The organism is Paenibacillus sp. FSL K6-1122 (assembly GCF_037977015.1).
Taxonomy (GTDB): Bacteria; Bacillota; Bacilli; order Paenibacillales; family Paenibacillaceae; genus Paenibacillus; species Paenibacillus amylolyticus.
In genome coordinates this window covers 5,317,136-5,330,857 of the sequence record NZ_CP150272.1, presented here as the reverse complement: position 1 = coordinate 5,330,857, position 13,722 = coordinate 5,317,136, and the positions used below count along the sequence as shown (strand labels likewise).

The 13,722-nt window shown below is 43.2% G+C and carries 16 protein-coding genes; 9 read left to right on the top strand and 7 right to left on the bottom strand.

Annotated features, from left to right (window positions below):
• Positions 1-8: 8 nt before the first annotated feature.
• From NSQ20_RS23880 to NSQ20_RS23860, 5 genes are all read right to left on the bottom strand, one after another.
• The gene (locus NSQ20_RS23880; RefSeq protein WP_076252836.1) at positions 9-1,385 is read right to left on the bottom strand and encodes an amidase; all 1,377 of its coding nucleotides are present in this window, start codon (positions 1,383-1,385) and stop codon (positions 9-11) included.
• Positions 1,386-1,578: 193 nt separating this feature from the next.
• A complete protein-coding gene (locus NSQ20_RS23875; protein WP_076252835.1) occupies positions 1,579-2,610 on the bottom strand; it encodes an ABC transporter substrate-binding protein in 1,032 nt (343 codons plus the stop codon).
• 34 nt (positions 2,611-2,644) lie between these two features.
• Positions 2,645-3,511, bottom strand: a complete 867-nt coding sequence (locus NSQ20_RS23870) for an ABC transporter permease (RefSeq protein WP_076252834.1) — start codon at positions 3,509-3,511, stop codon at positions 2,645-2,647.
• A complete protein-coding gene (locus NSQ20_RS23865) occupies positions 3,511-4,287 on the bottom strand; it encodes an ABC transporter ATP-binding protein (RefSeq protein WP_036617567.1) in 777 nt (258 codons plus the stop codon). The genes NSQ20_RS23870 and NSQ20_RS23865 overlap by 1 nt, the downstream gene beginning before the upstream one ends.
• Before the next feature lie 240 nt (positions 4,288-4,527).
• On the bottom strand, positions 4,528-6,207 hold the full coding sequence (locus NSQ20_RS23860; RefSeq protein WP_076252833.1) for a PucR family transcriptional regulator: 1,680 nt from the start codon (positions 6,205-6,207) through the stop codon (positions 4,528-4,530).
• 228 nt (positions 6,208-6,435) lie between these two features.
• On the opposite strand from NSQ20_RS23860, the gene NSQ20_RS23855 reads away from it, so the two are divergent.
• From NSQ20_RS23855 to NSQ20_RS23830, 6 genes are all read left to right on the top strand, one after another.
• Entirely contained in the window at positions 6,436-6,912 is a 477-nt protein-coding gene (locus NSQ20_RS23855; RefSeq protein ID WP_340018139.1) for a hypothetical protein, read from the top strand.
• Positions 6,913-7,015: 103 nt separating this feature from the next.
• Entirely contained in the window at positions 7,016-7,354 is a 339-nt protein-coding gene (locus tag NSQ20_RS23850; RefSeq protein WP_340031019.1) for a hypothetical protein, read from the top strand.
• A gap of 124 nt (positions 7,355-7,478) precedes the next feature.
• Positions 7,479-8,123 (top strand): hypothetical protein, encoded by a 645-nt coding sequence (locus tag NSQ20_RS23845; protein ID WP_076252831.1) that lies wholly within the window; start codon positions 7,479-7,481, stop codon positions 8,121-8,123.
• Between the two features lie 239 nt (positions 8,124-8,362).
• Positions 8,363-8,875, top strand: a complete 513-nt coding sequence (locus NSQ20_RS23840; RefSeq protein WP_076252830.1) for a hypothetical protein — start codon at positions 8,363-8,365, stop codon at positions 8,873-8,875.
• A gap of 85 nt (positions 8,876-8,960) precedes the next feature.
• Positions 8,961-9,494: a hypothetical protein gene (locus tag NSQ20_RS23835; RefSeq protein ID WP_076252829.1), complete on the top strand. Its 534-nt coding sequence runs from the start codon at positions 8,961-8,963 to the stop codon at positions 9,492-9,494.
• 73 nt (positions 9,495-9,567) lie between these two features.
• Positions 9,568-9,771, top strand: coding sequence for a hypothetical protein (locus NSQ20_RS23830; RefSeq protein WP_047843932.1), 204 nt, complete (start codon positions 9,568-9,570; stop codon positions 9,769-9,771).
• Between the two features lie 160 nt (positions 9,772-9,931).
• Here the strand turns inward: NSQ20_RS23830 and NSQ20_RS23825 are convergent, their stop codons facing one another.
• Positions 9,932-10,510 (bottom strand): hypothetical protein, encoded by a 579-nt coding sequence (locus tag NSQ20_RS23825; protein ID WP_076252828.1) that lies wholly within the window; start codon positions 10,508-10,510, stop codon positions 9,932-9,934.
• A 253-nt stretch (positions 10,511-10,763) separates the two neighbouring features.
• On the opposite strand from NSQ20_RS23825, the gene NSQ20_RS23820 reads away from it, so the two are divergent.
• Together NSQ20_RS23820 and NSQ20_RS23815 are read left to right on the top strand one after the other, a co-directional pair.
• The gene (locus NSQ20_RS23820) at positions 10,764-11,198 is read left to right on the top strand and encodes an NUDIX domain-containing protein (RefSeq protein ID WP_340018134.1); all 435 of its coding nucleotides are present in this window, start codon (positions 10,764-10,766) and stop codon (positions 11,196-11,198) included.
• A 132-nt stretch (positions 11,199-11,330) separates the two neighbouring features.
• The gene (locus NSQ20_RS23815) at positions 11,331-11,738 is read left to right on the top strand and encodes a hypothetical protein (protein ID WP_340031018.1); all 408 of its coding nucleotides are present in this window, start codon (positions 11,331-11,333) and stop codon (positions 11,736-11,738) included.
• 151 nt (positions 11,739-11,889) lie between these two features.
• Here the strand turns inward: NSQ20_RS23815 and NSQ20_RS23810 are convergent, their stop codons facing one another.
• Complete coding sequence (locus NSQ20_RS23810; protein ID WP_237177085.1) at positions 11,890-12,264, bottom strand: iron-sulfur cluster biosynthesis family protein; 375 nt, start codon at positions 12,262-12,264, stop codon at positions 11,890-11,892.
• Positions 12,265-12,539: 275 nt separating this feature from the next.
• On the opposite strand from NSQ20_RS23810, the gene NSQ20_RS23805 reads away from it, so the two are divergent.
• Positions 12,540-13,568 carry a LacI family DNA-binding transcriptional regulator gene (locus tag NSQ20_RS23805; protein WP_340031017.1) on the top strand — a complete coding sequence of 343 codons (1,029 nt, stop codon included), beginning with the start codon at positions 12,540-12,542 and terminating at the stop codon, positions 13,566-13,568.
• Positions 13,569-13,722 lie beyond the last annotated feature (154 nt).

The window sequence follows — 13,722 nt, the reverse complement described above, 5'->3', positions numbered from 1 at the left end:
TTCCTTTCCTAATGAATGTGTATGATTGGTGTTAACTGATGCCAGTTCGTAGCCTGCTGATAATGATGAGCGATGGACAACAGGCGGTCTTCTCGCATGAGTGGACCAGCAAGCTGCATGCCGATAGGTAATTGCTTCCCTGAGGTGGTATCAAACCCGATGGGTACGGTGATGGACGGTAGACCCGTATTGGTGAACGGTCCGTTAAAAATCGGGCTCCCCGTCTTGTAGCCGTATGGGGCCACATAGGGTGTTGATGGAGTCAATAACACATCCACTTCATCGAAAAGCATCATCATCTCGCTCCGGAATATCGTTCGGATGCGTTGTGCCTGCAAATAATCAACGGCACTCGTCTGGTAACCGAGTTCAAGCTGCTCCCGCATCGTGTGGCCGTAACGATCAGAGGCTTCCGCGAAGCGTTCCTGATGGAAGGCGGCAGCTTCTGCCCGCATAACCGTACGATGAGCAGCAATGGTCTCTTCCATATAAGAGGGCAGGTCAACTTTCTTCCATTGCATGCCCAGCTTCTCAAGCACAGCGATTGCCGACTCTACCGCTAACAAGATCGCTGGTTCATCGGTTTGGAAGAAGTTGCTCGGGAGACCGATCACCATTTCTGAAATAGGATGCTCAAGAACATTTTTTAAGTCTGGCTTGCCATAAGGAAGCGTGAAGGAGTCCAGCTCATCTTGCCCGGCCATTGCTTCCAGAACGATTGCGTTATCTTGTGCGGACCGAGTGAATGCGCCAATATGATCCAGGCTCCAACTGGCTGTGATGACACCATTACGGCTAACTCTGCCGTAAGTGGGTTTCATACAGGTTAATCCGTTGTAAGCTGCGGGTCTAAGCAGAGATCCAAAGGTCTGTGTCCCGAGTGTGAAGGAAGCCATGCCAGCCGCTACTGCAGCGGCAGAGCCGGAGCTGGAACCGCCCGGGGTATGTTCTAAATTCCATGGGTTGCGGGTTGGTGGTTCTCCTCCCTGAAAGGCGTATTCCGTCGTTGTTGTCTTGCCGAGCAGGATAGCTCCTGCAGCTTGCAACTTATCAATCACTGTTGCATTCGTTCCGGGTACGAAGTCTGGAAAGGTACTTGATCCAGCGGAGGTGCGTATGCCAGCGGTATGGATAATGTCTTTGGCTCCATAGGGAATACCATGCAGAGGACCGAGATATTCGCCATTCATCAGTTTTTGTTCAGACTCTCTCGCGGCCTGCAAAGCCTGTTCGGCGGTGACCGTAACAAAGGCTTGCACAGAAGGCTCTACTTTCTCAATGCGATTCAAATAGGATTTTGTAAGCTCAACAGGAGATATCAACTTATTTTTAATCAGTGTTGCGGCTTCAGCAATCGTCAGCTCGTTAAGTGGTTTCGTAATCATCGCAGAGGCACGCTCCTATGCGGGGGATTGGGCCCTACTTCTTCTGGCAACTTGAAGTTTCGAATCAGCTCCAAGTCTGCTGTAAATAGGGCAAGCTCCTCGCTTGTAATAACTCCGTCCGCATATTTGGCGCTTTCTGTACGGCGGTGTGTGAGATAGTCGTCCTGGTTCAGAGTAATCACCCTTTCTCTCTCTATTTGGTGGTGAAGCTTGAATCGATAATCTCCTCGTAAGCGAGGTCTTCCTTCAGATTGCCGATGAAGCGTTGCATGTCGATTGCGGTCTCGAAGGCTGATTCATTGATGAGCCCCTCCGCAGGATATACCTTGCTGTCGATCATGCGTTGTACCGCTTGCTCCACGACGTTTTTGTCCAGATTCGGAAATTCCTTCACGGCAACTGCTTTTGCGCCTTCAGGATTCGATTGAATGTAGTCCAGAGCTTGCTCAATAGAGGTGACAAAGCGCTGGGTGAGATCAGGATTCTTTTCAATGAAGCTTGCAGTTGTATTCATGGTTGCAAAGGCAAAGTCAGGATAATCCTTCGTAAAATCATGGACAATATGCAGTCCCTCAGCAATGCCTTGATCCAGCTGCGGCTCGTAAACGATGGCAATGTCGGCTTTGCCGGCTAATACAGCACCAAGCTCGGAGCCATTCTGAACCTCAGTGATCGTCACATCCTTGTCGATATCGATGTTATTGTCAGCGAATAGTTTCTGCAGTAAGCTGTTCGAACTTGTAGGTGCCAAGCCCACAACGATGGTTTTACCTTTGAAATCCGCTGTCGAGTTCACGGTTACTCCTTCTCGCGCAACTGCCCATACTGGAGCACTGCCGGATAGAAGGACCAGTGAGCGAGCATCTCCGCCCTTTGCATTAGCAAATGCGACATGCTCAGGACCATGGAAGGAGAACGCCGACTCGCCTGAGATCACCGAAGACAATGCTGTTGGACCGCTTCCGGCAGCACGGATGGAAGATAGCTCAATGCGATTCTCCTCTAGAAAACCTTGGTTGTTCGCTACATACAAGGGAAGGTAGAGCAGGTTGTGATACACCTCGGAGACCATAATTTTGTCCACCTGCGTATTTGCTTGCCCCCCGCTATCAGATGCACCTGCACCACTCGCGGGTGTTGTGGCATTGCTTCCGCATGCACTGAGCAGTGTAGTCAAAATAACCGTCATCGCTGTTAGAAAAGCTATCTTTTTGAATGTACGCATTAGTCATCAGTCCCCTTTAATCGTTGTAGGTCAGCTATACAGATGTGGATTTGCTGCTGGTCTTGTTGTCATTCCATGGAAGGAGACGGGATTCGATATAACCGACACAGGTGTAGAGGAGCATGGCGACCAGCATAAGCATGAACACGCCGACCCATACGGCCGGAAGGTTGAACAGGTTACCTTCGACGAATACCATGTGTCCAAGTCCTTTATCTGAAGAGATGAATTCTCCACCTACAACAGACACCAGTGCCAAACCGATATTGATCCGGAAGGCCGAGATGATCCATGGCAGAGAGGAAGGAACGATAATTTTGCGGAAAATTTGTGATTTCTTTGCACCGAAGGATTTCATCAGATTAATCTGGGATTCGTCGATTTGATGCGTCGCTTGGTAGGCGGATAATAGCGCGACGATAAATGTCGCCACGGAGGCCAGAGCAATTTTGGAGAAGATGCCTGAGCCAAACCAGATGATAATCATGGGAGCAAGTGCGATCTTCGGAATACCGTTCATCGCTACAATGAATGGATCGAGCACACGGGCAACGGACTTGGAATACCACATGAGCAGTCCTGCCAATGATCCGATTAAGCTTCCGGCTACAAAGCCGATAACGGTGGCATTCACCGTTGCAAACGCGTCTGTAAGCAGTTGTCCTGAGCTAGCCATGGTGATGGCGGCATCAAGAATGGCGCTTGGTGATCCCATGAGGAATCCGTTAACAAGTTTCAGACGAACGGCGGATTCCCAGATCACCAGGATGACCGCTACAATAATGAACCGCCACAGCATCGTCATCAGCCATTCTTTGGAGAAGGTGGGCTGTCTGCGTTTGCTTTTCGCAACTCCAGCAGGCTTTCCGGCAAGGGTAACTTCAGGTGATGTGCTCTTCATTAGCTGATCCTCCCCATTTGGATATCAAGCTCTGACCAGATCGATTCAAAATACTGTTTGAACTTCTGGTCGGAGCGGGCTTTCAGTGCTGAGCCATATTGCGAGGCGAGACCAATGTCATACACCTGCTTCACGGTTGTTGGTCGTTTACTCATAACGGCAATACGGTCGGAGATGGCAATCGCTTCCTCGATGTCATGCGTGATCAGGACGCCTGTCTTGCCCTCGGATTTCAGGATAGACAAGATCTCATCCTCCAGAATGAGTCTGGTCTGATAATCAAGTGCGGAGAAGGGTTCATCCAGTAATATAATATCGGGCTGGGTAACGAGGGTACGAATGAGGGCTACACGTTGGCGCATACCGCCTGATAGTGTGGAGGGATAGGCTTCTGCGAATGAGGCCAGGCCATAGCGATCCAGATAATCCATGGCAATATCGCCGCGATCCTTTTTGGACATGCCCTTCACTTCCAAGCCTAGCGTGACATTGTCCAGGATGCTTCTCCAAGGAAGTAACAGGTCCTTCTGCATCATATAACCGACATGTCCGGTGGTCTGATCGATCTCTTCGCCACAGACGATAACCTTCCCATTTGTCGGCTTAAGCAGACCTGCGATAATATTGAAAATCGTACTTTTGCCGCAACCGCTCGGTCCCACGATACTGAAGAACTCCTGTTTCTTGATTTGCATCGAAACCTCAGCCAGGACCTGAATATCTTCTCCGGTTGCACTGACAAATGATTTGGATACGCCTTGTATTTGTATAGCCATGATAGGTAGCCCCTTTCCTACAGCCTGATGTTTTTTCGTTTCTTGATGTTATTGATGTTAATTAACATGACATTAATGGATATATTCCTAATCATATAGACTGTTTGCATCATTGTCATTAGTTACTCTGAACATAAAAATAGAATTAAATCAGTTAAAATGCACAAATGAAGATTGAACGTGAATTGAATATGAAAAGAAAACAAAAGAACGTGTCATTATACATGACACGTTCTCGATTTAAGACGTATGATTAGCTTCACTAGGGGCTGGATTAACATTCAAAAGGGACTCAAGTGCGAAGGCAAGTCGGAAGCGAAGGCTCTCCATTGGGTCCTTAATGTTCCTGCCGGTTAGTTTCTCGCATTTCTCCAACCTATAGATCACTGTATTGCGATGTACAAAGAGCTCTTTGGCTGTATCGACGATCTGGCAATGATTCTCATAGAAGGAGGACAAGGTTTTCATCAGTTCGTTGCGCTCGTTTGGATCTCGGTCGTTGAAGGGCTTAAAGGTTTCATGATGGAACTGCAGCATCTCATCGTGGGGAATCATGCGCAGCAGACGGCTTATATCCATGGTTTGATAGGAATGAGCGAAGCGGGTCTTTCGCATCTGATAGCCGGACTGGAGCGCCTTGACTGCTTCTTTGTAGGAGAGTCCAATATCCAATACATTCGTGTAGGAATTACCTATGCCGAAGGATAGGCTGAGCTGCGACTCTGTATACAGATTGATCGCCATCCGCTCAAGCTGCTGAACAACGGTGTGTTCGTCCCAAGACGTTTCAGCCAAAAAGACGAGTATGCCGAACTGGTCGTTCTTAGTAAACATGACAAAGGAGAGATCCAATCTGGCGAATTCCTGTTTAATCAGCTCATAATTAGCGTCTCGTTCCGAGATTAATCGCTCTTCCCCGGAGGAAGTAGAGTTCTGTTTAGGTATGCCCGCTAAGGATTCATCCTTTTTGGCAATGATCAGAACGGAACTTCCTTTGGCTTGCAGCCCATATTTCTTGCCGCGATGCAGCGCTTCTTGTTCCGAACGAATGAAACCCTGAATGAGATCGGAGAAATATTCATTTTTGTAACGGCGGGAGCGCTCCTTGACGGCTTGCTTCTTGGTTAACTCGAGACCGATCACATTGACGGCTTGCTCCAGTGCCAGAGTGGAGAGTTTAGAGGTTGCGGAACTGTCGTATAGTGCGATCAAATAACCCTCGTGCCGATCCGTGAAGATGGGATGAAGCTCGGCGTGTCGATATTTATCAGCAGTAAGCAGGCAGATCGAGATTGCGGTGTGGAAGGAAGGGTGCTCATCTATAAATGTCAGTATGGGCGCGGCAAGAGACAGGTCATCCATCTGTTGTGCATAATGGGAGCTTGCCGTAATCTGCTTCTTCGAACCAAGCAGTAGTACAGGTGAGGATAGCAGTTGAGACAACGTATCTACGATGGATGGTATGCCTTTTCCCTGCATGACCATCGTGGAAAATTGCTTGTGAATAGACAAGGCATAATGTAGCTCATGGGTTTTATTCTGAAGGATGGCACTAATCGAATGTTGAAATATCTCACCGAGTGTATTGTCAATCTCAGACAGTTCGATGATTGGGAAGCCTAGCCTGTCGGCTGTCTCAAGCAGTTGCGGAGATAATTCAAGAGAGAAACGCTGAGTCTTGACAGCAAGCGCCGCACAGCCAATAGTATGCATGTCTGTAATGAATGCAAGATGAGCATCAGGACGCTCTTTCAAGATATAACCGTTGGTCAGCAGCATATCTCCCGCCTTCAGGAATTGGACAATATCTGGCGCATCCATAATATTAATTGATTGCACCAAGCGATCTAGTCCGCGATGTCCTGCAATAACCTTTGCTTTGGAGAGAATGGGGATATTCAATAACTGTTGCAGATCCATCTTCAACCCACTCGCTTTCATAATAATATGTTATAAAATCTAACATTAAGTTAGGTGGGCGTAAAGAAGTGTTTGGATAAAGAGGCTAAAAGATAGATGTAAACATATTTCTCATAAATATAAAAACTTTCCAATAATTCGATGCGTTATACTAAATAGATCTCAAAGAAAATTTGATCGCTATTACCAACTCTATCAACTCTATCACTAAAAAGGAGTTCTCAATCCATGAAACGAAAAGGATTAGTATTGCTTTTACTTGCCAGTGTTGTTGCTGGTTCTATTTTAGTAGCATCGACTACTACTGCGGAAAGAGTCGTAGCCCAAACTCCGATGGAAGCGGCAACGGAGTACTTTCAGGCTTACATTGCTAGGGATGTTGAAGGAATGATGTTCTATTCTAAAGATACCAATTATTTGGATGAGAAAAGTCGTGAAGAAGGATATGTGAAGGATTTTAAAACCAATCCAACTACAGGATATGAAATTGTGGAAAGCAAACAAATCAACACGGATGAAGTTCAATTTTATGTAGTTCAAAAGTATGCAGGACAAGACTACGAACAGTCACCACCACTCCCGTATAAAATTTTCGAAAGCGAAAATGGCTGGAAGGTTTTAGTAGAGCCACTAGAAATAAATACATTGACAGGTGAAGTCACTAAAGGTACACCGATTCACGCTTTGCAGTATACAGATCATTAGTTGTTGTATCTGGTATCTACTAAAACAAAGGCCCAGTTGAACTTGAAGGCAAAGAATTTATGAATGCACACACATTATAGAAACGATTGAGGGGTGATCTCCAATGAAAAAATTCTTTATCAGTACGGCATTTATAATGACTGTTTCGGCAGTGACTGCTTTGAGTATTTATGCGAGTAATTATTATGATGATGCTAAAGCGGATAATCCAAACTATCCGGATTTTGGTCCTGCAGTAAAATTATTAGAAGAGGAAATTAATAGAGCTCTAGAAAATGTCAGTAGTATAACGACATCTTTTGGAACATTTAATAGGGTAACCGAGAAAGATGCCTTCATTTCCGAGAAGGAAACGGTGGATAACTTAGATCATTTAACTGCTGATACCAAACAGATTTTTTCTCACGGTAATTACTTTGTAAAAAGCGATTCCGAGGAATAAATTTATCAGAAATTAAGATCGGAAAGGCGGTGTGGCAATGCCAGCGACCTGGACATTTAGTGCAAACAAGAATAGACGTGCTCCCTTTTGAGAAATAATCTTAGACAAGGGGGATATTTGTATAATGAAAATTTCAGACCGACTATTAAGACAATATTTAGATCACGTTTATTGGATATGTGGAGGCCCTTGTGGCGGCAAAAGCACGATGACAAAGTTACTTTCTTCAAAATGGGATATGAATTATTATTCCTCCGATGACCACACTTTCGATTATCAAAAAAAGGCTAATCCGCAGGATCATCCAGCAATTTTACGACACTTCATTGATTGGGAATGGTTCTTTTTAGGGCGTGGGAACGATAGAAGTCACTGGTTAAATTCAGTGTTTGATGAAAGCGTTGAGTTTATTATTTTGGATTTGTTACAGATGGGGAAAGAGAAGCCAATCGTAGTAGATACTTTTATGGAACCTGCTTATCTAAGGGAGATTGTTAACCCCAATCGCGTTGTTTATATGTTTGCAGAAGATGGCCTAATTCGAGCGGAGTATCTGGATCGAGATCATCTGAGAGGCATGGAGGATGTGTTCCCTAATTTATCAGATCCACAACGTGCACGGGACGAAACATTAAACACGGTGGTTCGAGCATCGAATCATTACCTGCAACAAGCAGAGCAGTACCAATTAAAATGGTTTATGAGAACATCTCAGTCCAATAAAGATCAGATGTTATTGGAAGTTGAAAAGCATTTCGGTTTTCGATGACTGAAGTGTCAAATGCTATCAGTCGTCATTTGTTACACTAAAAGTATACGGTAACTCAATAAATTTCAGACAGCAGTCGATCAACCTGATCGGCTGCTTTTGTTCAGCAACGGGAAGGTAACTCAATGCCATCTTGTGAATTACAGGTGTAACTTTTATTGATTGATAGCGTTGTTAACAACGAGGAGCTTCTTATAGGTTTTTAGAATAACTAATAAAAGAATACGAGGAATGAAGTAATGAAGAAAAAGAGACTATTTTTTACTATTGTAGCATTAGCGTTAACAACAGCGACCGTAACTGCCTGTGATTCAACAAGTCCAACTCAAGAGAATATGTCTACTCCAAAATCTGGTGTATTATCAAGCGAGTCCGAAAGTACAACCCTTTCTAATTCTTTAAGCGAACAAGAGAGCAAACCCTCCCACTATATTGCTTCTGGAGGCGCAACGGTACAGCAACCCTTTTCTGTAAATCCGGAATTTGTACACATAAAACTGCTTATGAAGAACAATAGTAGCCATGAAGTCAATGTTAGTTTAACGCACTTAGATACTAGTAAAGTGTATTTCGCTAGAACGATTGCTGCCGGGGAATCTTTTGATTGGATAAATATTAAAGAAGGTTTCACCCAAGGTATGAATACTGGAGGTTACTTGCTTCAATGGAGTGGTGGCGGTTATCGCGTTGAAGGGGAAGTATGGGGATCAGCTGGTTCAGACCCGGACGATACTGTTCATCTAACTTATTGAACTAACGGACAGGTTAGTGTAAGGACAATGGAATAATGTACTATCTCATATAGAATACTTTATCTTTAAAAGGGAGGGGAGCACATTGCATAATATGATGAATAAGAGACAATTTATTGAGATGACAGTTAAAGAACAACATTCTGTAGTATTCAAAGTTAATAATCGAGATGAATTTTTCCGTGGTGTTGCTAAAGGATTAAAGGAAGGCTACCTAATTGTTGAAACAGAAGAAGGTATAAACTTTAAATTTAATATGGATGACATCATTGAGATTTATGCTATCAAGTCTTCATCTCCAAAGCATAGTGCTATCCAATCCCACAGTTTTATGAAAGATAGCAAGGATGACCTTGAAAACCTTGTACTCCAGTTTGAAAGTTTAAATGACGATGTAAAGAAACAAATTACCTCTTCTTTATCAAAAGTGCTTAGTAAGCAAGTGATCATTTCGAAAATGGATATAACTTCATACAATGTATCTGAAATTGAAATGATTACTAAAACGATAAATGGATATCTACTCACTATTAAAACACTGGATATTCATTCCGAATTTTTCGAATCATACAACCAAAAAACTTGTTTTGGGAAAGGGCTAGATCACAATCGAGAATAGCCTAAGGGAGGAAAAATTATAAATGCTAAAATAGCAGGTCGGGAACTGTCAAAAATCCCTGGGAGGTGAGTATGTGAAAGAAGGAATTAAAAATGTGCTGTTAGGTACTGTGGTTTTTGTTGTTGGCTTTTCCATTATTCTGCTTCTTACAAGCTCCGATATTGAAGCTGAACTTACATATTATGCTGCCATAGCATATGCTCTTCTATACTTAGCCAGTGTTATATCTGTTTGCACTGCGGTACTCCTGAAAAAGATGACTCAATTAAAAAAGTGAATTACTCTTAAGCTAGCTGAAAACGTTAGCTCAATAAAACAAAGAAAGCAGCCGATCATTTTTGATTGGCTGCTTTTATTCAACTAATGGACAGTTTAGTTCAATAAGTGCCGTTAATTCCCCATAGAGCTACAAGAAGCAATTTATCCTAATGTCCGTATTACACTAAGCACTTTATTACTCTGTTTAAAGCAGTATTCCAAGGTCTTGATTCAATGAATTCAATTCCATTTCTCTTACAGGTATCTGCTATCCATTCTCCATACGAAATACTTACTTCAGCTCTATCATGTTGTAATTCGCCACCTTCTCTTGCTAGATAATTCTGCACTATTTGATTTTTATCTGATTCATGTACAAATATTGATTTCACCTGTGGGTTATCGAAAGATAATGTTAATTCGGGATAGATAAAATCGCCTTCAATAATGATAGGTAACTTATCTTCAATATGCCGGTTTGCAAGCTCTTTTAATACTGGAACCATTTCTTTGCTGACATCAATCAGCCAGTTTACCGTGCCGTCAACTCCAAAGTATTTCCCATCTATATCAGAATCCCAATAATGAATTACAGGAAAATGCTCCTTTGTTGTAACTGTTTTTACGGATAGGTGAACATCATCTACTTCCAAGACATTCACACCATAATATCGAGCAATCTCATAAGCAATACTTGATTTACCTATTCCTGATGCTCCACCAATAAATAAAACTGTCCAGTTTCTATCATTATTCATTTTGCCAACCTCATTTATATGTTCATCGATTATTTTAATGATTATGTAGTTGTTCAATATTATTCTACTTATTCCCTTCTTCTCTCACATCAAATTTCAAAACGGCGCACAGAGAGACCATGAATCAAAGGTGAATACTTTATTAGACGGAAGTTGGTAAAACGCGCAGGACTTAGGTCTAGTGCGTTTTTTTTACAAAAGAAATGTAGGCGTAAAAATGGAAATCATGACAGATTCAAGAGGTAACATTTTTTTGGAATTTATTCGTATCGAGTACGATAAGGTCATTACAAGCACACTGGATGCTCCACTAACACATGCTCTAATTGTGGTGAAGTGCGAAGGGAAGTATCTATTCATGCATAATAAGTGGAGAAACAACTGGGAACTTCCAGGTGGTATTATTGAAGCTGGAGAGAATGCGAAGCAATGTGTAATTAGAGAATTGTTTGAGGAAACCAATCAAAATATTAATTCGGCTGAATTCAAAGGGCTAATGAAGTTTAGACTCCAGCCAAGTTATCATGGACCTGAACGGACAGAGTATGGAGCTCTGTTCATGGGTGAATTGTGCCAACTTGATGATTTTGTTGAAAACGATGAAGCTTCTTCAATTATCCTTTGGGATGGTACATCAGAAATTGGTGATATCGCAGAAATAGATAGGAAGTTAATTGAATTCGTGTGATATATGATTGAACTAACAGTAAACGATAGTTCAGGAGAATCAAGGAACAAATTGAGCAACCCTTTCTATACATCATTCGTTAGAGTATGAAAGAGGTGATATGAAATTAATAAAATGAGTAATAGCATCTTAATGTTGGTATTAGTGGTATCCATGATATTTGCGGGATGTTCACCAAAAGAAAAAAATGAAGATACAATTACTGAACGTGTAGTAGCATCTGATTTCGTTCTTGAAGTAACCACACCAACTGTTATAAGTACGGGTGAGGCACTGAAAGTAAAAGGAACTTTAAAATATACAGGTATTAAACCAGTTGAAGTATCTCATGGAGAACCAATCATTCGTTTTTTCTTCTCCGGTAGTAACGAGGAGCGTAATTATGCGGATGTGGGATATGTAACTGAGTTTAAATCAGGTCAATTGGTTGAGGTTAAAGATGAGTTTATAGTAACCAAAAAAGGGAAACAAAATCTCTTTGTGGATATGACCGCGGATATCTCTATGACCATGAACCCAATTGAAATTGTTGTGAAGTAATTTTAGTTACATTGAACTGACAGCAAACGTTAGTTCACATGAAATGTTTACGAAAATAATGCCTAATAAACTCAATAAAATTGATAAAAAACCTCCCGTCCCGCATGACATCTGGGCTTGGGAGGTTTTGATTATAGTACAAATTCAACGTTTATCGTACAAACCATCCAGTGGGCTGAGGGGCTACGTCTGCGGTATCTCGTAAATCATGGACTTTGACATTACTGCCATAGATCATGGAATCGCTACTCAGTCGGAATGAAGGGAAACTGTGCTCGGATTGCAGACGCAGAGAGGGTTCAAAGTAAATCTGCTGCTGTTTGTTGATTACAAAGGGAAGCGACCCCGCTTCTACGGTAACATCATCGCTATCCGGTTCGTTCAAGATCAGAAGTACCGCAATTCCGTCACAACCGCATCCATCGGTATCATAAAACAATTTGAAATAGCCTGGTCGATCTCCCAGCTTTTCAGTAAGTCTTGCTTCTGCCAGCGGACTGACTTGAATGATCATGACGTTGTTCACACTCCTCTAATCTCCAATGAATTCGCTTACAATTTAATATATGGACCATAAACGCAGATTAGAAGGTGAAATAAAGAAAAGCAAACATGTCCTGTATATATTGACGCTAATGCGTAATGCAACGAACAATTTACGTATGAATGTTATACCCGGAATTTCTATGGGTTCAGTGTGAAATCATTCGCCCGTCAATGAAACCCATTTCATCGCCATTCCTTATCTGGTATGATAAGCAGGGAAAATAGGGAAAATTAGAGAAAAAGGAAGGTTCCGCTATGACACCGATCACCATATACGACATCGCCAAAGAAGCAAATGTATCTGTAGCGACGGTCTCCCGAGTACTGAATGATACGGCACCTGTGCGTGCAAGCACCCGAGAGAAGATTATGTCCATCATTGAAAAACACCAGTTTCAGCCAAACGCGCAGGCGCGCAGTCTGATCAAGAAAGAGACGGGCACCATTGCCATCATCCTGCCGGACATTACAAACCCGTTTTTCCCGGAAGTGTTCTGGGGTGCGGAGAATGAGGCTCGCGGATTGGGGTATACCTTCTTTCTGTGTAATACCGCAGGCGACTACAACAGGGAATCTGAATATTTGTCCATCCTGCGAGAGAAGCGGGTAGACGGGATTATTTTTCTCGGCGGGCGAATCAACATGCAGGTCTGTCCAGATGACATGGCTCAGGAATTGATTGATATGGGCAAACGTATGCCAATCGTGCTGGTCAATGGCAATATTGCCAAAGGCGGGTTCCACCGGGTGTACACGGATGAAGGTGCAGGGGCAGCCCTTGCAGCTGAGCATTTGCTTGAACTGGGGCATCGCGATATCGCCTTTGTTGGCGGTCTGAAAGAGTTGTCCACCACCATGGTCAAGGTCAGAGCTGTGCAGAAGAAACTTCGGGAACATGGGCTCGAAATACCAAAAGAACGGCAACTGCTCGGTAGCTTCTCCATCGACGACGGCAAACGGGAGATGTCCAAACTGCTGGATCGTGACAATCCACCCACCGCAGTCATCTGCGTCAATGACAACACAGCGATTGGTGCGATCAAGTCGACGATTGAGCATGGGCTCTCGATTCCGAAAGATATATCCATTGTAGGTTTTGATGATACACCGCTCGCCAGTGCCGTTATACCAGAACTGACAACCGTATCCCAGAACACGTATCAGCTTGGAAAACAGGCTGTAGATGTGCTGCATGAGTTGATTAACCAAGGCAAACCGAAGAAGCAGATCGTTCTGCAACCGGAGCTAATTGTGCGTCAAAGTACAGGACCTGCTGCAAGATAAAGGGGCCTGTAATTGGAAAAGAAAGCGTTGACATTTCCTTGAAGGGTGAAATATAATGAGTGCGTGAATGAAACCCCTTTCATAAAGTGGAACGGGTTTTATGTTTCAGCTTAATGAAACCCATTTCATGAAACGGGTTTCATTATAGTCATCC